The organism is Amycolatopsis sp. WAC 04182, assembly GCF_003947465.1.
In the GTDB taxonomy this organism is placed as follows: Bacteria; Actinomycetota; Actinomycetes; order Mycobacteriales; family Pseudonocardiaceae; genus Amycolatopsis.
This window is the reverse complement of the sequence record NZ_QHJJ01000004.1, coordinates 189,655-209,319: the sequence shown is the minus strand read 5'-3', so window position 1 is coordinate 209,319 and position 19,665 is coordinate 189,655. Positions and strand designations below refer to the sequence as shown.

General features: G+C 69.3%; 16 protein-coding genes. 5 read left to right on the top strand and 11 right to left on the bottom strand.

Annotated features, from left to right (window positions below; translation table 11 throughout):
* Positions 1-6 precede the first annotated feature (6 nt).
* The gene (locus tag DMH01_RS42760; protein ID WP_158633246.1) at positions 7-2,784 is read right to left on the bottom strand and encodes a hypothetical protein; all 2,778 of its coding nucleotides are present in this window, start codon (positions 2,782-2,784) and stop codon (positions 7-9) included.
* A gap of 273 nt (positions 2,785-3,057) precedes the next feature.
* Positions 3,058-3,969, bottom strand: coding sequence for a hypothetical protein (locus DMH01_RS21175; protein ID WP_125679016.1), 912 nt, complete (start codon positions 3,967-3,969; stop codon positions 3,058-3,060).
* A gap of 504 nt (positions 3,970-4,473) precedes the next feature.
* On the opposite strand from DMH01_RS21175, the gene DMH01_RS42755 reads away from it, so the two are divergent.
* Positions 4,474-5,046: a response regulator transcription factor gene (locus tag DMH01_RS42755; RefSeq protein WP_199745578.1), complete on the top strand. Its 573-nt coding sequence runs from the start codon at positions 4,474-4,476 to the stop codon at positions 5,044-5,046.
* Positions 5,047-5,117: 71 nt separating this feature from the next.
* On the opposite strand, the gene DMH01_RS21165 is transcribed toward DMH01_RS42755, so the two are convergent.
* The 5 genes from DMH01_RS21165 to DMH01_RS21145 form a co-directional block, all read right to left on the bottom strand.
* On the bottom strand, positions 5,118-5,486 hold the full coding sequence (locus DMH01_RS21165; protein ID WP_125679015.1) for a hypothetical protein: 369 nt from the start codon (positions 5,484-5,486) through the stop codon (positions 5,118-5,120).
* The gene (locus DMH01_RS21160; RefSeq protein WP_370323515.1) at positions 5,483-6,628 is read right to left on the bottom strand and encodes a cytochrome P450; all 1,146 of its coding nucleotides are present in this window, start codon (positions 6,626-6,628) and stop codon (positions 5,483-5,485) included. The genes DMH01_RS21165 and DMH01_RS21160 overlap by 4 nt, the downstream gene beginning before the upstream one ends.
* Positions 6,629-6,654: 26 nt before the next feature.
* Positions 6,655-7,401, bottom strand: coding sequence for an SDR family oxidoreductase (locus DMH01_RS21155; RefSeq protein ID WP_125679013.1), 747 nt, complete (start codon positions 7,399-7,401; stop codon positions 6,655-6,657).
* Between the two features lie 29 nt (positions 7,402-7,430).
* The gene (locus DMH01_RS21150) at positions 7,431-7,922 is read right to left on the bottom strand and encodes a carboxymuconolactone decarboxylase family protein (protein WP_233621627.1); all 492 of its coding nucleotides are present in this window, start codon (positions 7,920-7,922) and stop codon (positions 7,431-7,433) included.
* Between the two features lie 109 nt (positions 7,923-8,031).
* Positions 8,032-8,292, bottom strand: a complete 261-nt coding sequence (locus DMH01_RS21145) for a hypothetical protein (RefSeq protein WP_125679012.1) — start codon at positions 8,290-8,292, stop codon at positions 8,032-8,034.
* 746 nt (positions 8,293-9,038) lie between these two features.
* Between DMH01_RS21145 and DMH01_RS21140 the strand changes: the two genes are divergently transcribed.
* Positions 9,039-9,365 carry a MerR family transcriptional regulator gene (locus tag DMH01_RS21140; RefSeq protein WP_125679011.1) on the top strand — a complete coding sequence of 109 codons (327 nt, stop codon included), beginning with the start codon at positions 9,039-9,041 and terminating at the stop codon, positions 9,363-9,365.
* A 125-nt stretch (positions 9,366-9,490) separates the two neighbouring features.
* Positions 9,491-10,045, top strand: a complete 555-nt coding sequence (locus tag DMH01_RS21135; protein ID WP_125679010.1) for a dihydrofolate reductase family protein — start codon at positions 9,491-9,493, stop codon at positions 10,043-10,045.
* Here DMH01_RS21135 and DMH01_RS21130 read toward each other — a convergent pair whose 3' ends face one another.
* The 4 genes from DMH01_RS21130 to DMH01_RS21115 all read right to left on the bottom strand — a co-directional run bounded on the left by DMH01_RS21130 (position 10,046) and on the right by DMH01_RS21115 (position 17,562).
* Positions 10,046-10,879 carry a MarR family transcriptional regulator gene (locus DMH01_RS21130; RefSeq protein WP_125679009.1) on the bottom strand — a complete coding sequence of 278 codons (834 nt, stop codon included), beginning with the start codon at positions 10,877-10,879 and terminating at the stop codon, positions 10,046-10,048.
* 91 nt (positions 10,880-10,970) lie between these two features.
* Positions 10,971-11,696 carry an alpha/beta hydrolase gene (locus tag DMH01_RS21125; protein ID WP_125679008.1) on the bottom strand — a complete coding sequence of 242 codons (726 nt, stop codon included), beginning with the start codon at positions 11,694-11,696 and terminating at the stop codon, positions 10,971-10,973.
* 168 nt (positions 11,697-11,864) lie between these two features.
* The gene (locus tag DMH01_RS21120) at positions 11,865-13,073 is read right to left on the bottom strand and encodes an amidohydrolase family protein (RefSeq protein ID WP_125679007.1); all 1,209 of its coding nucleotides are present in this window, start codon (positions 13,071-13,073) and stop codon (positions 11,865-11,867) included.
* Positions 13,074-13,119: 46 nt separating this feature from the next.
* On the bottom strand, positions 13,120-17,562 hold the full coding sequence (locus DMH01_RS21115) for a DUF6531 domain-containing protein (RefSeq protein WP_158633245.1): 4,443 nt from the start codon (positions 17,560-17,562) through the stop codon (positions 13,120-13,122).
* Between the two features lie 213 nt (positions 17,563-17,775).
* On the opposite strand from DMH01_RS21115, the gene DMH01_RS21110 reads away from it, so the two are divergent.
* The gene (locus DMH01_RS21110; protein ID WP_125679005.1) at positions 17,776-19,299 is read left to right on the top strand and encodes a nucleobase:cation symporter-2 family protein; all 1,524 of its coding nucleotides are present in this window, start codon (positions 17,776-17,778) and stop codon (positions 19,297-19,299) included.
* Between the two features lie 159 nt (positions 19,300-19,458).
* Positions 19,459-19,662, top strand: coding sequence for a cold-shock protein (locus DMH01_RS21105; RefSeq protein WP_005149851.1), 204 nt, complete (start codon positions 19,459-19,461; stop codon positions 19,660-19,662).
* Positions 19,663-19,665: the final 3 nt, after the last annotated feature.

Sequence of the window (19,665 nt, the reverse complement as noted above, 5' to 3'; positions counted from 1 at the left end):
TGCCTGTCAGTGGGTGCTCGCGCCGGTGAGCGCGGACAGCGGCGAGGTGGCTGCCGCCGATCCGGTCGACGTGGTCGACGTGGTCGATCCGCTCGCCTTGGTCGAAGCAGCCGACTTGGTGGACGTGGTCGACCCGGTCGAGGTGGCCGTGGCGGTCGAGTTGGCCGGGTCGCACGTGCACACACCGGTGGTGGTGTAGCGCTGCGAGAAGCCGACGGTCGAGGTGTTGCCGGCGGCGTCCTTACCGGTGAAGGTGGCCTTCACCGTCTTGGCGCCAGGACTCGCGGTGAACGCGATCGTGCACTGGGTGCCGGCACCCGGGGCAAGCGTCGTGGCGGTGCAGCTGACCTGGCCGTTCTGCGAGGTGCCCCGCAGGTTGGTGATCGGCGCGGTGCCGGTGTTGGTCATCTGCACCTTGATGGTGGACTTGCTGCCGGCCTGGACGGTCGCGGTCGAGTTCGGTCCGACCACGGCGCCGTTGACCGTGGGGTTGCCGGAGATGGTCAGCTTGCCGGTGCCCGCGGGCGTACCGGTGTAGAAGACCCGGCAGGCCTTGCTCTGCTGGGTGCCGTTCGGACCCGACACGGTGAAGTTGAACTGCGCGGAGTTCGAGCCCGGCCGCGCGGTCGTGGTGACCGTGCAGCGGGTGGTGCTGCCCGGCGCCAGCTGGCCCGAGCCGCAGTTCAGCGTGCCGAGCGAGGTGTTGCCACCCAGCCCGGACACCGGGACGGTGCCGTTGTTGGTCACCGGGACGGTGATGGTGACCGGGCTACCCGACGGAACGTTCGGGCCGGGAGCGGTACCCGCGGCCTTCCCGTTCACCAACGGAGTGCCGACGGAGATGCTCGCCGACGGCTGCGGCTGCGGCTGCGGCTGCGGGACCGGAACCGGAGTCGGTTGCGGCGTCGGGTGCGGAACCGGAACCGGGTGCGGAGCCGGCTGCGGGGCCGGGACCGGAACCGGGGTCGGCTGCGGAGCCGGCTGCGGCTGCGGGACGGGAACCGGGGTCGGCTGCGGTTGCGGGGTCGTGCCCGGCACCACGGTGCCGAGCAGACCGGTCACCGGCGAGAGGATCCCGCCGATACCCGGCAGACCCGGAAGCGGGGACTCACCCGGCTGGCCGGCGCCGGGGAGACCCGGAAGGCCGGGCAGACCCGGAAGGCTCGGCAGACCCGGAAGGGGTGCGCCGGGCTGTCCCGGGGTACCGGGCGTGCCGGGAGCAGGCGTGCCGACGTAGCGGATCGTCGTCTCCGAGCTGACGGTCGAGCCGTTCGGCTTGGTACCGGTGATCGTCAGCTTCGCGCTCTGTGAACCCGGCTTCGCCGGGGCCGTGAACGTGTAGGTGACGGTGCCGCCCGGCGCGACCGAGGCCGCGGACGGGGTGACGGTGCCGCCGGGGAACGAGCCGCTCAGGTTGGTGAGCGGCTCGGTGCCGTTGTTGGTGAAGGTGACCGAACCCGAGACCGGCGAGCCGGCCGGGATGGTCGGACCCTCGCCGGAGATCGGCTTGCCGCCGACGGCCGGGACGCCCGGTCGCATCGGCGTCGAGCCGGCAGGCGAACCGCCGAGAGCACCTCCGATGATCGGCAGGCCGCCGGTCGGGAGGCCGCCGGTGAGGGTGTCTCCGCTCGAGCCGGGCAGGCCCGGAAGGCCGAGCGACTGGAGCGTCTTGATGTTGTCGGTGATCTTCAGGACGTCCAGCATCGCGGCCGGGTCGCCGCTGCTCATCTTCTCGAACGCGGTCTGCCACAGCAGGCGCATCGCGTCGAAGTTGTTGCCCGCGAAGGACAAGTACTCGTCCGGGGTGAACACCGTGTTCGGGCCGAGCCGGTTCATGATCTCGGCGATCTGGAGGGTGTTGTAGAGGTAGTCCGGTGCCAGGACCTTCGCCGGGTCGGGAATGCTCGGCATCCCCTTCTGGACGAAGTTGGCCACCTTGTCCGGCGTCGGCAGCCGGGACATGTCGATGGCCATGGTCTTGGTGTCGATGGGCAGGCCCATGCCGCCGCACCCGGTCGCCATCGTGAGGTAGTCGGTGCCGTGGCCCCGCACGTGCGAGGGGTTGAAGATCGGGATCCAGCCCAGCGGTCCGCCGTAGGCGTCGACGACCGGCATATGCGAGTTCCCGATCGCACCACTGGCCATCGACAGGATCAGGTTCTTGTACGCCGGGTCCGTGTGGTAGGTCAGGGCGTGCGAGTTGCTGCCCAGCAGCGGGATCCCGTCCTCGTTCTTCCACATGTGCTGCAGGAAGAAGTCGCACGCGTCGCCGCCGCCCTCATGGGAGGTGTCCCCGGTCGAGTGGCCACCGCCGGACTGGTTCGGGTCGACGGACGTCTGCTTCGTCTCGCCGCCGAACAGGCCACCGGTGAAGATGCCACCGCTGAGCACATCGCCGCTGAGGAACTTGCCCACGGTCGGGATCTGCGCGGTCGGGAGGTCCCCACCGGACGAGGCCGACGAGGGGAACAGGCTGGTCGAGGGCCGGCTGTGGGTGCCGCTCGTTCCGGAAGCACTCACCGGCGAGCTGGGCTGAGAGCTCGCGAACAGTGAGGTGGTGTCCGTTCCGGAAAGGCCAAGGCCATCCAGGCCCGGCAAGGAGGCGGCAGCGGCGTTGGCGGTCAAGCCGATCAGCGCGAAGGTCGCGGTGACCGACATCGCGGCCGCGTTGCGCAGCTTGCGACTCGACCGGCGGGAACAGGGATTCGCGAGGGAAAGGCCGACGGGGGCCCTTCCGCTGGGGACATCAGCGCGATGGCGCCGAGCCCGACGGGTGAATTTCATTTCAACGCTCCAGTTCATGAGCGCCTGCCGATAACGGATAAAATCGGCACGGCGGTTGACGTGTCTGCTGTGAAACGGGTCTTGTTTTCGCCGACAGCCCTTGGACACCAGCCGTTGATGGAGGTAGTGGCAGCGGGAACCACTGACTTGCGATTTCAGCCCTGAGTTCGCGAGCCAGCCGTCGAGTTGCACCTCGACGGTCCTGCTGTCGCTACCGATCAAAGGATTTGCTTCGCGATCGCTTACGCGTGAATCGCGTTGGCAGCCGACACGTCAGTCCGGCGACACCGAAGGATCATCCGCACGCATACGGAGCGGGAGATGGTGATCCGAGACCGGCTCGCCGATCGTGAACCGCGAGCCGATCGGTCCGCCGTCGAAGATCGCGGCGGAAGTCGATGAACCACCCTGCGCGGCCGACGTGCCCGACGAGGGGGCGCTACCGGGCAACACCGCCGGCGCGACCGGGACGATCGGCGATAGCGGCGATGGGGTGGCGGGGTCGGTCAGGCGAGGCAGTGCGTGATCGGCCGCCGGAGCCGGCGACAGCGGCGCCGCGTCGGTCACGCCGACGGCCGCGGCCGCGAAGTCGGCCGTGGGCACCGGCGCGTCAGCGGCCGGTTCCGGCGCCGCGACCGGCGCGATGTCCGGTATCGCCGGGACGAACGACGTGGCCTCCGGTGCGGGTGTCTTCGGTGAGATCACCGAGGTGACCGTCACCGAGACCCAGCCGACCGTCCGTTGCGTCGCCGACTCTGTCACGGTCAACGGTGCGGCCACTTCGGAAACCGTCTGGACCGCGGGCGCGACCAGCGCCGAACCCGTGTCGGTCACCGAACGGACGGTCCGCGTCGTCGTCTCCAGCACCGGCTCCGTCAAGGCGGTGACCGCCTCGCCGGCGGTGCCGACGACAGCGGCCGCGGTGTTCGCCGTGCTGAGCACCTGGTGTGTCGCCGCGACGGCGTCCGAGGTGACCTCGCGGACCGTTGTCCGCACCAGATCTCCCACGTTCGTCGTCGGTGGAACAGGGACGGATCGCGGCGGGTTTTCCGGAGAGTCTTCGGCCGGTGCATCAGCGGCGACCGGGAGAGGGGAAACCTCCTCCGCGGTGGCCGAACCCGCCAGGACGGCGGCGCCGGCGAATCCGGCGATCGCCAGTCCGCCCAGCGTGCCGAAACGGAGCAAGGCGCGCCCGCGACGACCGCGTGAAACGGGCGACGTGCCCGTTTCACCCCGAGTCGTTCGCAGCCACACCATCGCACTCCACCATTTCCGGCTTGCTCGAAGGGGTTGCCCCAACAGACGACAGTAAGGACCCGGCAGGTGATAGGGAACTGCCACTTACGGGACCCGCCGTCGCCACTCCATACAGTCACCTGCTCCCGAATGAACCACTCTCCGTCGGTGCCGAAATGAGGGCGCCCGACCCAAAGTGCACGATCGGGTGAATCGGAAAACCGGTGCTCGACTGCTCGTCGCGGTTCGGACCTGGCAGCACCGGGGAACAAGAGTCACGATTCGATAACGGCGCGTCGTTGTCGCTGGTAGTGGCGCGGCGAAACCGTCGCCGTGATCGACTGCATAACGTTTTGCCCATCCCGCGTAAGGAAATGGGTGGACCCGCGTTTCCGGGACATGGAGGCCGTGTTCAATCCCCGAAACGAGCGCGATCGCGAAGAACCTTCGGAAATGGCCGCCGCGGTGGAGATTCTGGTCTACGCCGACCGGCTGAATACGCGTCATGGGGTCGCGCGATTGCTGCAGGGCGCGCCGGGAATCGGGCGCGTCGAATGCGCCGCGACCGGCGACGAACTCGTCAGCAGGTACGTCCGGTCGCCTGCCGACGTGGTGTTCGTCGCCGTCCGGCCGGGCGAGCCGTCCGGTCCCGCGGCCGCGGCGACCTTGCTGTCGGTCGCTCCCGACGCCTCGGTGATCATGTTCGGATCGTCCGGCACGGTCGCCGCGGCGACCAGCGCACTGGTGCCCGGTGTCGGCGGATTCCTCCAGAACTACGACGGTCTGTACCCCGAGCCGGCCATCGCTGCCGCACCGCCCGCCGTCGAACGTCCTCACCTGTCCGAACGCGAGCTCCAGATCCTCTGGGGCATGGCCCACGGCAAGCGGAACGTGCAGATCGGCGCCGATCTCGCCCTCTCCGAGGACAGCGTCAAAACCCATTGCAAGCGGATCTTCCGCAAGATGAGCGTCCACGACCGCGCCGAAGCGGTCGCTGCCGGCTTTCGTGCCGGTTTCCTCTCCTGACGCCGGGGAGGCGGCCCACTGTTCGCTTTGCTCACGCTCAGTGGACCACCCGGAGGACACGAGCGACGTGGTCACCCGCTGGCGCGAGGTGTCCAAACCTGCGCCACCAGCACTGCGCTCGCCCCGAACAACGCCACTCCCAGCGGCACATGGACGGCGAGATCACCGCTGCCACCGACCACGAATTGGACGCTCACCAGCACCAAGAGAATCGCGCTGACGACCAGGTACCGCGCCGATCCGCGGCCTGGCCGCCACACCAGGGCCGCGGCGACGATCTGCAGGACCATCGCGACGGTGACGAACGGTCCGGTGGCGTGGTGCAGCCCGCCGCCGCCCGCGCCGGAAAGGAGCTGCCCGGCGGTGATCCCCTGCACCAGCAGCGTGGCCGCCAGGAACAGCGTGCTCGCCTTCAGCAGGCCGAAGAATCGCCCGTTCACCACGTCACCCGCAACTTGCGCACGCCGTAGACGAGGCTGAACTCGCGGAATTCCACTTGATCGGCCAAGGCGAGACGGGGGAAGCGCCGCAGCAGCGCCGGGAGGGCGATGCGCAGCTCCATCCGCGCGAGCGGCGCCCCGAGGCAATGGTGTGCGCCATGCCCGAAGGCGATGTGGCCGGCCGTTCCCCGGGTGATGTCGAAGGTTTCGGGATCGTCGATCAGGGCGGGATCGCGATTGGCGGCCGGGATCGAGCAGATCACGAGCGATCCGGCGGGGATGTGGTGCCCGCCCACTTCCACGTCCGTCGTGGTCGTCCGCGGCGGCAGCGACTGGACGATGGACAGCCAGCGCAACAGCTCTTCGACGGCGGGTTCGATCAGGCCGGGATCTTCGCGGAGCGCTGCCAGCTGGTCCGGGTGCCACAGCAGGGCCAGGGTGCCGAGGCCGAGCATGTTCGCGGTGGTCTCGTGTCCGGCGATCAGCAGAAGGCTCGCGACGCCGGTCAGCTCAGCGGAAGTGAGATCGTCGCCGTGTTCGCGCACGAGCATGCCCAGCATGTCCTCGCCCGGATCCGCCAGGGCGCGGGCCACGAGACCGGCCATGTAGGCGTGGTCCTCCTGGTGCGCGGCGATCCGCTGGTCCACCGGCAACGAGGTGTCCAGAATCCGCGCGGCACGCTCGTGGAACTCGCCGCGGTCGGCATAGGGGACACCCAGCAGTTCGCAGATCACCAGCGACGGCACCGGCAACGCGAAGTGCGCCACCAGATCGGCGGGTTTGCCGGCTCCCTCCAGGTTGTCCAGGGCCGCTTCGACGATCTCGGTGATCCGCGGTTCGAGCCTGCTCATCCGCCGTACGGTGAACTCCGGGGTGAGCAGCCGTCGCAAGCGCGTGTGCTCTGGTGGGTCGAGTCTGATCAGCTGTCCCGCCGTGACGTCCTCTTGCCCGGCTCCCGTCAGCGACGTGGCGCTGCTGAACCGGGCCGGATCCGCCAGCACCTGGCGGACGTCTTCCTTGCGGCAGACCAGATACGCGGGTACGCCGAACGGTGTCTCGACTCGCACGACACCTTCGCCGTCGCGAACCCGCGCCAGTTCCCGGACGGGATTGAGACCGTCCCGGCGCATGTGAATCGGCATGGTTCGGGTCATTTTCTGCCTTCCGTTCAGGATTGGGCGTCGAGCCAGTCGGAGAACGTGGGGCCCGCGAGCTTGGCGTGCGGGCTGGGCAGGAAGCCGCCGGCGGCGGCGATGTCGGCGTCGGGCATGCCGGCGCCGTCGACGCCGATGACCTCGATACCCCGGCGGGCGCCGAGGAGCCGGGCCGCGTCCGCCATGATTTCCTTGCGGGGCCCCGCGATTTCGGGGATCGGCGTTCCCGGGTCGCTCGTGTCGACGGCGAGGTCGACCAGCTCTTCCGCGACGGTGCGGCAGGCCACGAGCTGGGTGGGCAAAGCGGGCAGATGTACGACGTCGCTTTGCTGCCACTCCAGGAGCTGGCCGACGAACTCGTGGAACTGCGCGGCCCGCAGGAGACGAACGGGAAGAGGCCCGGCCAGGAGGAGTTCCTCGTGCACCTTCTTGGCGGCGAGGAAACCGGCGGTGGCCTTGTCGGCGCCGATGATGGACGCCGCGGTGATCCGGGCGACCCCGGCCTGACGGCCTGCCTCGTGCAGGTTGCGGGCCGAGGTGCGGAAGAACTCCGTCGCCGCCTCCTGCTCGGAGCCGTGCCATGAGGCGACGTCGATGATCACCTCGGCGCCGGCGAGCGCTTCGGCGAGTCCCTCGCCGGTGATGATGTCCACGCCGGTGGCCCGGGACATCGGCACGACCTGGTGTCCTCGTTCGGTGAGGACGTCGACGACGTGTCGTCCCAGCCGTCCGGTCGCCCCGGCCACTGCGAACTTGCTCATGATGGGAAACCTTTCTCGAGCGCGGAAAGTCAGTCGGTGTAGTTGCGGCCGGGCGGCATGCCGGGGATCGGCTTGGCGATGAGCGCGGCGGGGGCGAAGAAGCCGATATGCGCGATCGCCATGACGAGCGTCCAGAGCTCCTTGGCGTCGTAGCATTCGGATGCCTTGGCGTACAACGAATCGGGGACTCGCTCGCCGGACGGATTCGGGGTGAGGACGGCCTCCACGAGCTCCAGCGCGATGCGTTCGGGATCCGTGAAGCAGGTGGCGTCGTGCCAGGTCGCCACCGCGGTGATGCGTTCCTCGGGCTCCCCGGCCTGCCGGAGATTCGTGGTCTCGCGAAGGGTGAAGTACGTGCTGCCGAGCAGTTGCCCGGCGCGCAGTTGCAGCAGGGCGATGGTCGTCGAGGGGATCGCGCCGTTCTTGAGGACCTTGTGCAGGCCACCGGCGACTTCGGCCATCTCGGGGACGAAAGGGATCGGATTGGGCATGCGTGACCGCGGGCCCGTCGTCGTGGACATGAGCGGATTTCCTTTTCTCTCGGCGTTGTGACCAAGAGATCCCGGCGACGTCGATCCCGTGACAGATCGGCCTTGTGACTCAGGCCACCAGGAGAGAGCTCCGCCGTGTTCAGGCGCCGAGGCGGTTGTAGATCCGGCTGGCCAGAGTGGCGGCCAGCTGGTTCAAGGCGTTCCAAGGTTCGACGAGCGCGAACCGGCCGAGCAGTTCCGCCACCGCGTAGGCCTCGGCTTCCGAGAGCAAGGTCGCGCGCTGGTCTCGCAGCCCCTGCTCGACCAGCCGGGACAGGGCTTCGGCGTACTCCTCCAGGTCACGCACCTCCGCCAGGCCGTACCGCTCGTCGAGCGAATCCCCGGCGAGGTCGTCACTCATGGTCGTCTCTCCTTCTGCCTTCACCCGTCCGACGCGCCTCAGAAAATCTATGGTGGCCGGGGTAGACATTCAACGGCGGGTGTGTGTAGTGTTCTCCTCGTACCGAGAAAGACAACGTCAAGCAGGCGCGGGAGATGACGTAACTACCCGCGAGGTGAGACAAGCCGGTCAGGCGGCGCGGGGCCGATCAAGGAACAGGTCCCGCACGGTGATCGGGAGCAGGACCCCAGGGCCGGGTTGTGAAGAAGGTTCGACCAGGTAGTGCCGGCCCTGGAAGGAAAGTGCAGGACACGGGCGGAGCAGGTGCGTCCGTGAAGAAAACGCAGTTGTAGTCGGTAAGTGCAGTTGCAGGACCGGTCAGGTGGCCGGAGCCGATCAGTGAACGGGGCTCCGGGCAGTGACCAGCGGCGTCAGCGTGCTGGGACCGATCAGTGAAAGGGTTCCGGCGGTGTCGCTCGCGGCAGGTGAAGTAGCAGTACCCAGCAAGGTGAAAACACAGGAAAGAAGGGAACGGCGACATCATTGGATCGCCCGCAGCGGCAGGGTAGCGCCGCGCGGGTGCCGTAGTTCCATCGAGTACGGAGGTGGTTCGCGGTCACGAATCAGCGATCCCCGCGGAATCCGGTTGTTCCCCGGACGCGGGTGCAAGAGGCCGGCGGTCACGTCGGTTGACAATGGTGAAACCCAACCCTGAGGACCCCGGGTGCCGTTCTGGCACCCGGGGTCCTTTGTGATGTGGAGGTGGAATGATCCCTGACCAGAACGGATCGGCCGACGGGGCCGACAAATTCGATGACGAGCACTACCCCGCCTACACGATGGGCCGGGCAGCCGACATGCTCGGCGCCACCCAAGGCTTCCTTCGCAGCCTCGACGAGGCCGGTCTGATCTCCCCGCAGCGTTCCGCCGGCGGCCACCGCCGCTACTCCCGGCACCAGCTTCGCCTGGCCGCCCGGGTGCGGGAACTGGTCGATCAGGGCACCGCCGTCGAGGCCGCCTGCCGCATCGTCACCCTCGAAGACCAGCTCCACGAAGCGCAGCGCCTCAACGCCGAACTTCGCACCGACGACTGAAAACCCCTGCCTGTGAACGCCCTTGTCCGGACCGGACAAGGGCGTTCGTGCGTGGATGTCGAGACGGCCGAGCCCGCTCCGACTCCCTCCTGAATGTGCCGCACGGGAGCGAAGGAGGCCTTGCGATGAGCAAGGTGGTGCTGGATGTGTCGATTTCGCTGGACGGCTTCACCGCCGGGCCGAACGTCCGGGCCGAAGAGCCCATGGGCGACGGCGGGGAACGCCTGCACGACTGGATGGCCGGGGAGGGGCCCGACGCCCGCGTTTTCGAGGAGGTGAACGCGATGGCCGGGGCGACCGTCATCGGCAGGCGCACCTTCGACCTCGGGTTGCGGCCGTGGGGCGGGACGCCGTGGCCCGGTGTCCCCAGTTTCGTGGTCACCCACCGGACCAGGGAAGACCTCCTCGGTGACAACGGCGGCACGTTCGCCTTCGACGGGCTGGAGGCCGCGGTCCGCCGTGCCAAGGACGCCGCGGGGGACAAGGACGTGCTCGTGATGGGCGCCGACGTCGCGGGGCAGCTGCTGGCGGCCGGCCTGCTCGACGAGGTCTACCTGCACCTCGCCCCCGTGGTGCTGGGGCAGGGGACCTCCGTGTTCGGCGGGCACCTTGGCGAGCTCGTCCCCCTGGGTGAACCCGTCGCGGGTGCCGCCACCCACCTGCGTTATCGCGTCCGGTGACTACCACGGGATGGTGGCTCGGATGGCGGCCGAGATCGGTTCGAGGTCGGTGACGAGGTTCTCGAGTTCGCTCGGGCTCAGGGCGTGGTAAGGCGCCTCCGCGAGCCGGTCGGTCGTCGCCTCGACGCGCTCTTTCGCGGCCCGGCCGGAGTCGGTGAGCCGGCCGTCGGATCCGATCAGGCCGCGGCCGCGCATCCCGTCCACGACACCGGCCAGCTGCGCGGCGGGGAGATGGCCGACCCGGCCGAACTCGTGCGCGGGGATGCCGGCGGACAGCGCGTGGAGCACGTGGCACTCGGTCCCGCCGATGCCTTCGGCCACCAAGGCGACGGTGTGGCCGTCGCCGCGGTGCTCACGCACCAGGGTGGCCGCGTGCCACAGCCGCGCCACGGGCTCCACCGGGACCGGCAGCGTTCGGACGGCGGCGAAGAGGGCGCGCCCCTCCACGGGTGCGCTGGTCGCCGCCTTCAGCAGGAGGTCGCCGGCGCGCGTGACGCCGGGGGCGTCGGCGAGGTCACCGAGGATCCGCCGCATCCCCGCGACGCAGCCCCGCTCGCGGGCGGCCAGCGCCGCCTCGGGCGTGGTCAGCTCCCAGACCTTCGGGAGATGACGTGCCACCTCACCCGGCGCGAAGTTGTAGAAGATCGCGTGGATCACCTCGGCGGGCACCGACCGGCCGAACGGCGCGGCCCGCCCGGCGAAGTAGGCGTCCCACTGGTTGCGCAGGCCGAGCGCCATCAGCGCCTCGTCGGGCTCGTCGGCGAAGAAGGGGATCAGGCCGATGGGCTCGACCAGGTCGAACATGCGGCGGGCGACGGGTTCCGGGTGCGACATCGTGTCTCCAGTGGTCGTGGCGGCGCCCTCATGGCGACCGCTCGACTACCCCACGAACGCCGCACCCGGAAATCGACATCGGCGCCGCGGCCTACTTCAGGTGCCGGGCGATGAACCGGCCCGCCGAGTCTCCCTCGAAGTGCGGGACGCCGGTGTGCCCGCCCATGTTGGCGTGCAACGTCTTCTCCTGCGACCCGAAGGCGTCGAACAGGTCGAGGGCGTGCTGCCGGTCGTTCCCCTCGTCATCCCACTGCAGCAGGACCAGCAGCGGAATGGTGACCTTCCGGGCCTCTTCGAGGATGCGGCGGGGCACGTAGCTTCCGGCGAACAGGACGGCGGCCGCGATCCGGGGTTCGACCACCGCGAGCCGCGTGGCGATGGCGATCACCCCGCCCGAGAACCCGACCGGGCCGCCGATCCCGGGTAGTGCGAGGAGGGCGTCCAAGGTGGCCCGCCATTCCGGGACCGCCGTTTCGACCAGGGGGAGGACGAGCCGGTCGACGATGTCGTCGCTGACCGGCTCGCCGGCCTTCAACGCGCGCTGCAGGTCCGCGCGGGCTTCGTCGACAGCGGGGAAGCGGGGCCGGTCACCGGCTCCGGGGAGTTCGATGGTGGCCGCGGCGTAGCCCGCCGCCGTGCAGGCCAGAGCCCTGGCCGCGAGCCGGGGATACATCCTGCCGAGTCCGCCGGGGTGCCCCATCAGGATCAGCGGGGCCGGTGCCGCCGATTCGGGCGTCCACAGGATTCCGGGGATGTCGCCGAGGGTGAATTCGCGCTCGAGGGCGTCTTCGAGGCGTCGTTCGGAAGTGAAGTGCATGGTCGTGCCTTTCGGGAGTGCGCGTGAAACGGCGCTCCCGGACGACCTATCGCCCGACCGTGACCCCTGAGGGGAGCACCCTGGTCGAAATGTCCACGGGTACCACCTCCTCGTTCGTTCGCACGGCCTCCGGCAAGGTAGCAGCGCCCGCCGTCGCGCGCGAGCGCTTTACCCGAGCACCGAAAGCCCGTCCGCCACGACGACGCCGTCGTGCAGCACCGTGCGGTCCTTGCCGCGGTCCATCACCGCGCTCGTCGGGGTCTCACCGTCCACCAGCACCAGGTCGGCGCGGTCGCCGACGGCCACACCCGGACGGTCGGCGATACCGGCCAGCCGCGGGACGTCGTGGCTCATGATCGACGCGCCGCCCATCGTCGCGACGGCCAGCGCCATCTCGATCAGGTCGTCGCGGCGGAAGCCGTGGGTGAAGGCCAGTTGCCAGGTGCGGTCGAGCAGATCGCAGTTGCCGTACGGGCTCCAGTAGTCCCGCTGGCCGTCCTCGCCGAGGCCGACGCGCACACCCGCGGTCGTGAGGTCCGCGAGCGACAGCTGACCGTCGGTGGACGGCGCGACGGTCGCCATCGCGATGTCCAGTTCCGCGAACGTGTCGATCAGGCGACGGCTCACCGATTCCGAGATCGACCCCAGGTCGTACGCGTGCGACAGGGTGACCTTGCCGCGCATGTCCAGCGCGCGGACCCGTTCGATCACCAGGTCGGTCGAGAACACGCCGAGGTGGCCGGGTTCGTGCAGGTGGATGTCCACCTCGACGCCGTACTTCTCGGCGAGCCCGAACACGACGTCGAGATGCCCCTTGGGGTCCTTGTCCAGCGAGCACGGGTCGATCCCGCCGACGACCGTGGCGCCCGAGCGCAGCGAGGCCTCCAGCACGTCCACGGTGCCGGGTTCGCGCAGGATCCCGGCCTGCGGGAACGCCATGATCTCGACGTCCGCGTGCTGGGCGAAGCGCTCCTTCGCGGCGAGGACGGCGTCGAGTTTCTCGAGCCGGCAGTCGACGTCCACCTGCGCGTATGTGCGCACGCGGGTGGTGCCGTTGGCGATCATGCGCTCCAGCGTCCCGATGACGCGTTCGGGCAGCGGGACCTCGGCGTCGCGCCAGTTCTCGCGGTCGTTCAGCATCATCGCCCAGACACCCGGCGCGCCGGTGTGCGGCCGGAACGGCAGGCCGATCCGCGTCGAATCCAGGTGGACGTGCACGTCGCTGAACGACGGGAACAGCAGCCGTCCGCGCCCGTCGACCGTGTCCGGTGCCGGGGCGGCGCCGGGATCGTGCGGCCGTACCGCGGCGATCCGGCCGTCGGCCACTTCGACGTCGCTGCGCGGTCCACCCCAGGGGCGGACGTCACGGATCATCACGGAAGACACCTCTTTGGTATACCAAAGCGGCCCGGCTGGAGCAACGTCACTTGGTGTGCCGGTACGGGCGGGTGTGCCCGGTCTCCGCGTTGTGCTTGGTGATGTCGTCGATCCCCATCTTCTCGAGCCTCGGGTACTCGGTCACGTCGAACACGTTGTCCTCGCGGCGATGCGGGTAGACGTCGTGGCCCTTGCCCGGCCAGTAGGGGAAGACCACGTGCGTGTCCTTGTTGGAGTTCTTGGCGAAGGTTTCGGAGACGTAGTCCCACTTCTCCTGGACGAGCGGCTTCCTCGGGTCCTTGGGATCGTTGATCCACCCGGGCATCTTGATGTTGTTGTCCTTGAGGGTTCCTTCGAGGGTGTTGCCGCCGTTCTGCTTCGCGATCTTGGTGGCCTTCTCCTCGACCGAGCCGAGGTACTCGTCCTCTTCGCCGCGTTTGCGTTTCTTGGTGCCGCCGGACCAGAAGAAGTGCTTGTCCGCCTTCAGGATCTGGTCGAGCTTCGGCTTGAACTTCTCGAACTCCTCCTTCGACATCTTGTCGACGTCGATGGGAGGCTTCCGCGGGCTCCTTCGCGGCGGCTGGGGTTGCCCGCTGGGGCCGGCCGGTTGGGGCCGCTGCTGGCTGCCCGGCCCGGACTTGCCGCAGGGCGGGACGAGGCCGAGCGGGTCGCCGATGAGCAGCGGCTGGTCGACGTAGCCGACGGGATTCGGCGCGGCGGCGAGGCCGAGCGGGTCCTGGCTGAGATAGCGCGAGGTCCGGGGGTCGTAGTACCGGAAGACGTTGTAGTGCAGCCCGGTTTCCTCGTCGCGGTGCTGGCCGGGGAACGCCAGCGGCATCGACGCGGTGTCGGCGCCGGGCAGCGGCACACCCCAGAAACTGCTGCGGTCCTGCCAGACCAGCGTGCCGTGTTCGTCGAGCAGTTCGGTCGGCGTCCCCGCGGGTGACGTGATCACGGCACGGAAGACGGCGTCTTCGAGCGCGCCCGTGCGCTCGATCTGCACGACGGGGCGGTCGTCGTCGTAGCGTTCCCAGGTCAGGAGCCGGTAGGACTCGTCGGCGGGGTCGTAGTCCATCCGCTCGACCACGTTCATCCCGCTCCACAGGAACCGGACGTCGTGCGTGAGCTCGGCTTCCCCTTCCGGATCGATCCGCCAGCGGCGTTTGGCGAACCGCCGTCCGAGCGCGTCGTAGTGGTAGGTCCAGAACGCGCCGTCGGGGGTACGCACGGAGCGCAGCCGGTCGAGGTGGTCCCACTCGTAGGCGCAGGACCGGTCGGCGGTGACCCGGCCCCGCTCGTCGTCGCTGTAGACGCCTTCGGCGAGGGCGATGGCGCCCGTGGCGTCGTGGGTGAACCGTTCGGCCCCGGCGGGCCCGCGTGCCTCGCTGACCCGGCCTGCGGTGTCGTAGGTGAGCTGCCATGGCCGGATCGCGTCGTCGACGGCGGCGAGCCTGCCGTCCGGCCGGTAGCCGTAGACGCGCGGCCCGACGCCCGCGATGTGCTCTTCGGCGAGCCGGTCTTCCGCGTCGAAGCGGCGCCGGAGCACCACGGTGCCGTCGATGCTGCGCGTGACCTCCCGTCCGGCGTCGTCGTAACCGAATTCGACGTCGTGACCGGCGATCCGCAGCGACCGCGGCAGTCCTGACCCGGTGAACCGCCACTCACTGTCCACACCGGACGATGTCCGGCGGACGAGTACGTCGCCGTCGTGGCGCCAGCACACCCCGAGCCCGTTGATCGTGTCGACGACGACCCGGTCCCCGTCGTCATGGACCATCTCGACCCGCGACTCGGTGTTCTCGGCGACGGTCATCCTGCCGAGCGCGTCGTATTCGTACAGCGTGACGTCGTCCGGGGTACGCCTCGCCACGACGTTGCCCTGGAGGTCGTAGTCGTACTCGGTCGCGTCACCCGTACTGCTGGTCATACGCAGCAGTTGCCCCGCCGCGTCGTAGGCGTAGCCGATCCGGCGGCCGTCGTAGTCGACCTCCTCGACGAGCCTGCCCGCGGCGTCGCGGACATAGCGCCAGGTGCGGCCGTTCGGGTTGGTCACCGAGGTGAGCCGCAGTTCGCCGTCGTAGGTGAACAGCGTCCGCGCGCCCGCGGCGTCGGTCTCTTCCAGGACGAGGCCGAACGGGCCGTACTTGCGGCGCCGCGCGGCACCCGCTGCGTCGCGGTGCTCGACGACGTGACCTTCGGCGTCGTGCACCCACGTTTCGCGGCCCCCGTCTGGGCCGAGCCGCCAGGCACGACGTCCGTCGGCCGTCCAGCCGAGCCTCGCCGCGCCGCCGGAGGCCGTGTACGCGAGGCGGGGACGGCCGAAAAGGTCGCGGTCGCCGGGGCGGTCCGTCACCGGCGCGTCGGTGAGCGGGTCGGGCGCGTCCGGGATCTCCACCGGCATCCCGGTGCCGACCAGGGTGGTGGCCGGGTCGAACGCGGGGACCACGCGCTCGACGCCGCCCGCCGACAGCCGCACCTCGCCGCCGGTGCCGCGCGCCAGCCGGACCGTGGTGCCGCCGGGACGGTGGACGGCCACCAGTTCGCCGTCTTCGTCGTACTCGTAGCCGGTCTCCCGGCCGAGTCCGTCCACTTGGGACAGCAGTTCGTCGCGCCGGTTCCAGGAGTAGCGCTGGGAGTTGCCCAGCGGATCGACGCGTTCGATCAGTTGCCGGGCGTCGTTGAGGCGGTACGTCCACGTGTGGCCGTCGGCGTCGGTGTGCCGGGTCGTGCCGGGTTCGTAGGCGAACGTCGCGTTGTAGTAACCGCTCGCCCCGACGGCGCGGACGCAGCGCCCGGCGTCGTCGTAGACGTAGCGGTACCAGGTGCCCGTGCGGTCCTTCCAGCCGACGAGCCGGTGCCCGAAGTCGTAGTCGAGGGTCATGGGGCGGCCGGCGTAGTCCATGACGGTGCTCAGCTGGCCGAGCCTGTTGTACGAGAAGCGCACCAGCGGTGGCTGTCCCGGGGCCCCGAGCGCGACGATCCGCCCGTTCGCGGTGCCGATCGCGAGTTCGACGCCGTCGGCACGGCGGAGTCGCGCGGGCGTGCCGTCGGCCGCGTAGGCGAACTCGGTGCGGACGCCGTTCTGTTCGATGGCCGTGAGCGGCAGGATCCGGCCCGCGCCGGCGAAGTGCAGCTCGCGCTCGCCCATCGACAACCGATAGCCGTCCGCCGCACGGCGTAGCCGGTGCCGTGGGCCCTGCGCCGGAAGGACGGGGACACCCGCCGGGACGGGATAGGTGAGCACCATGCCGTCTTCGGCATAGAACAGGACACGGTCGGACTGGACCGCCAGCCGTTGGTCCATTGTGGACGTCCAAGAGGGACCGAACCAGCGGCCCGCGGTGTAGGACGACAGATGGGTGCGGGAGAGTTCGAGATCGCCCGCGTCGCCGGGCAGGGTCACGTCGATCTGCTTCATGACGACTTCGCCGGTCGCGACGTCGACGGGGTCACCGCAGTAGTTCTTGGAATCCGACGACGTCGAGCGGTCGCCGTTGCCGTCCTTCTTGGTGGTGTCGTTGACGCCGCCCCGGTCGCGGGTGCCGCCACCGCCACCGGTGCCGCTGGTGTTCGTCTGGTCGTTGTCGCTCTTGGTGTTCGTGCTCTTGTCGTTGGTGTTGCCGTCGTTGCCGCCGGGCCTACCGCTCCCGTCGGCGCTGGAACTACTGGTGCCCTCGTCGATCCCGCGGTCGTTGCCCCCCTTGGTCTTGGGCGGCGGCGGGGCGTCCACCTTGCCGCCCTGCAGCTTGCGCAGGGCCTTGGCCGCGTCGTCGAAGAGCGTGTCGGCCTTCTTGAGCAGCGGCATCAGGCCCTTGAGCGCCTTGACGAGCTTGGTGGTGAGGTCGGCGATCTTCGAAGCGGTCTTGGCGACCGCGGTCACCACCTGCGGCACCACCCAGGTCAGGCCGATGCCGAGGGTGAACAGCACCTGCAGCGCCCAGCTGATGAGGTGGCCGACGAGTTCGGCGATGATGTCGCGGACCAGGGTGCGGACGGCGGCGACGACCTCGCCCGCGGTCTTGACCCCGCTGGACGCGCCCTCGCACCCCTTCTGCGCGGCGGTGAGCACGGTGACCGTGTCCTGGGACCGTTCGCGGTAGCGGTCCGCGGCGTCGCCGGCCCACGTTTGCAGGTCGGCCTTGACCAGATCGGTCAGATCCGTGCCGATCGCGCCGAGTTCCTTGGCGATGTTGGACCAGGTCTCGGCCTGTGCCTTGATCTGATCGGCGTCGCCGGTCAGGGCGTCGAGCGCGTCGGAGAGCGGGCCGACGTGTTCGAGCAACCAGCCGACGCCCGCGGCGAGGATCGAACCGAACGGGTCCATGGCCATCGACAACGCGTCGAGAGCCGTCCCGACGGCGCCCATCGCGACCGCGGCCCAGTCGCCCTTCTCGATGCCTTCCTTGAGGTCGATCGCCGATTCCAGCAGCGGGACACCGGAGTGCGCCTTGGTGGAGTCCTGGCGCTCAGCGACCAGCGGATTCGCCATGTATGCCGTCTTTCCTGCCTCGGGAACCGCACCGACTGGGCAGACGATTTCTACCATCGCCGCGCCGCGGTCCCGCTGTGAGGAAAGGATCTTTGCCCGCCCGCCGGGAGGACGACCCGTACGGGCAGGGTCTTGCGAGTTCTGCCATGCGGAAGTTAACCTCCGCAGATTGAAATTGCCCGGCGACGCTCGCTTCTATCGAGAGGCGGATCCATGGTGAAGAGGACGCGGGCCGAAGCGGCCGCGAGCGGCAGGCCCGAGGACGAACGGCTCGGGATCGGCAAGAGTTTCACTTACGGCATCCAGCACGTCCTGACGATGTACGGCGGGATCATCGCGCCGCCCCTGATCATCGGCGGCGCCGCGGGCGTCTCGACCGCCGAGATCGGGCTGCTCGTCGCGTCGTGCCTGTTCATCGGCGGCCTGGCGACGATCCTGCAGTCGTTCGGCATCCCCTTCTTCGGCTCCCGGCTGCCGCTGGTCCAGGGCACCTCCTTCGCGGGCGTCGCGACGATGACCGCGATCGTGGCCGACGGCGGGCTGCCCGCCGTGTTCGGCTCGGTGATCGCGTCCGCGCTGCTCGGCCTGCTCATCACGCCGGTGTTCTCCCGGCTGGTGAAGTACTTCCCGCCGGTCGTCACCGGGACGGTGATCACCGTGATCGGGCTCAGCCTGATGCCGGTCGCGGCCCAGTGGGCGATGGGCAACAACACCAAGGCGCCGGAGTTCGGCTCGGTCTCCAACATCGGGCTGGCCGCGATGACGCTGGCGATCGTGCTGCTGCTCAGCAAGGTCGCCGTCCCGGCCATCTCCCGGCTCTCGATCCTCCTGTCGATCGTGGTCGGCACCGTGCTGGCCGCCGTGCTGGGCAAGGCCGACTTCTCGCAGGTCTGGGACGGCCCGATCTTCGCCGTGCCGACCCCGTTCGGCTTCGGCGCGCCGACCTTCGACGTCGCCGCGATCGTGTCGATGTTCATCGTCGTGCTGGTGACCCTCACCGAGACCACGGCCGACATGCTCGCGGTGGGGGAGATCGTCGGCACGCGGGTCGGCAAACGCCGGATCGGCGACGGGCTGCGCGCCGACATGGCGTCCTCGGCGGTCGCGCCGGTCTTCAACGGGTTCATGCAGAGCGCGTTCGCCCAGAACGTCGGTCTCGTCGCGATCACCGGGGTCCGGAGCCGGTTCGTGGTGACCGCCGGCGGCGTGATCCTGCTGGTCCTGGGCATGCTCCCGGTACTCGGCCGGGTCGTCGCCGCGATCCCGTACCCGGTGCTGGGCGGCGCCGGTCTCGTGCTGTTCGGCACGGTCGCGGCGTCCGGTATCAAGACCCTGTCCAAAGTGGACTACAACGGGAACATGAACCTGGTGATCGTCGCGGCCTCCGTCGGGCTGGGCATGGTCCCGATCGCGGCGCCGGAGTTCTACCATCACTTCCCGGCGTGGGTCGGCACGATCTTCCACTCGGGGATCAGCTCCGCCGCGCTCATGGCCGTCGTGCTGAACCTGCTGTTCAACCACCTGAAACCGGCCAAAGCGGGCACCGATCCGTCGGTGTTCGCGACCGCGACCCGGGTGATCGACTACTCCGACCTCAAGGCCCTCTCCCGGCTCAAGGACGGCGACCGGATCGTCGACGGCAAGATCGTGGACGCCGAGGGCAAGCCGGTCCAGGTGCGCGACGAGGACGGCAAGCCGGTGCCCTACCGGATCGGTTCCGAGCCGGAAGAGCACTGAGTCCGGCCGCCGGATGACTCGCCGAAGGTGATCCTGACCTGGGGATCTACAAAAATTTGGGACGGCGACGTGTGCGACGCGGCAAGACCTGCGACAATGGACGGCGAGATCGGGGCATCGAATGGGCTCAGACTCGCTATGAAGAGCAGGTAAAAAAGTATGGCTCAGGGCAGCGTTAAGTGGTTCAACGGCGAAAAGGGCTTCGGCTTCATCGCTCAGGACGACGGCGGACCGGACGTTTTCGTGCACTACTCGGAGATCCAGGGCAGCGGTTTCAAGTCCCTGGACGAAGGGCAGCGCGTCGAGTTCGAGATCGGCCAAGGTCAGAAGGGCCCGCAGGCCCAGCGCGTCGTCGCCATCTGACTT